The 909-nt window shown below is 45.2% G+C and carries 1 protein-coding gene and 2 pseudogenes; 1 reads left to right on the top strand and 2 read right to left on the bottom strand.

The genetic code is table 11. The features are described from left to right. Positions 1-84 precede the first annotated feature (84 nt). Positions 85-408 (bottom strand): annotated as a pseudogene (locus tag QMN38_RS26665) (Tn3 family transposase); the annotation flags it as partial. On the opposite strand from QMN38_RS26665, the pseudogene QMN38_RS27140 reads away from it, so the two are divergent. After that, positions 400-507 (top strand): annotated as a pseudogene (locus QMN38_RS27140) (integrase); the annotation flags it as partial. The pseudogenes QMN38_RS26665 and QMN38_RS27140 sit on opposite strands and share 9 nt — an antisense overlap. Before the next feature lie 98 nt (positions 508-605). Here the strand turns inward: QMN38_RS27140 and QMN38_RS26660 are convergent. Continuing rightward, positions 606-788: a hypothetical protein gene (locus QMN38_RS26660; RefSeq protein ID WP_323606413.1), complete on the bottom strand. Its 183-nt coding sequence runs from the start codon at positions 786-788 to the stop codon at positions 606-608. Between the last annotated feature and the right edge of the window lie 121 nt (positions 789-909).

The raw sequence follows: 909 nt of genomic DNA, 5'->3' as shown, positions 1-909 counted from the left end.
TTCCATGATGGTTCTCCGAATGAAAGCCTGTCCTCAGCATAGTACTGGGAAGGAGGGAGTGACCATCTCATTAAATATCCTACGTTAAGCCTGTTTTTTATACAGACTGCTATCTACTGAGCGTAACGAACGGTATTTTCCCTGTCCCAGCTTGAGGTTTGTTCGCCAGACGTAATCTCCACTCAAGTTGATGTGTTCCCATCCCAGCGGGGACAGATGAGAAATCAGCTGTTCATTTAGTGGGATCCCTTTTCGCTTCAGAGAATCTATGGCTCTTTCTATATATACCGTATTCCACAGTGAGATCGCCGCAGTCAGCAATGTCAGCCCGCTGGCCCGGTAGCTCTGGTTTTCCAGTCCCCGGTCTCTGATTTCCCCCAGCCGGTGCATAAAGACTGCTCGCGCTATAACAGCGACCCCCCCCACGAATCCCTGAATAACCTGACACCGGAAGAGTACCGGCTGATGGCTGAAACCCCGGAAATCTCAAAAAGTGCGCGGAACTAAATCGGGTGACATAAAAAATTTCGAATGCTAAGAGGGCCGGCAGTCACCAGTAAAACCATAATGAGTAACTGCCTGATTAAAGTTGTGGGGATGTATAATTAAAGATTAACGACTTCACCATCTTCAGGGATACTAACCTGGTCAGTAATCTTATTAAGATCTACATACTCATGGATTTCTTTTCGGGTTTGTCCAAAATGATTTACAGATTCCATATGTGTGGAAATAATATGTGCTTTTGGAAGTATGTTATGTGTCCTTAGCACATCTTCTTTACCCATGATAATAGGCCCCAGATTTTCCACCTGCGCATATCCCGTATTCAGGGTAATGCTGCCAACTTACTGATTTAGTGTATGATGGTGATTTTAAGGTGCTTGCGTGGCTTCCATTTCCATCAGA

The sequence above is a fragment of the Citrobacter sp. R-1.5.2 genome, assembly GCF_035064245.1.
Taxonomy (GTDB): Bacteria; Pseudomonadota; Gammaproteobacteria; order Enterobacterales; family Enterobacteriaceae; genus Citrobacter.
Note: the sequence above shows the minus strand (reverse complement) of the source record. Positions and strands in the feature narration are given on the sequence as shown.

What these genes read in the sequence shown, in the direction of transcription:
- QMN38_RS26660 (WP_323606413.1), bottom strand. Translation starts at nt 788, where the DNA reads ATGGGTAAAGAAGATGTGCTAAGGACACATAACATACTTCCAAAAGCA.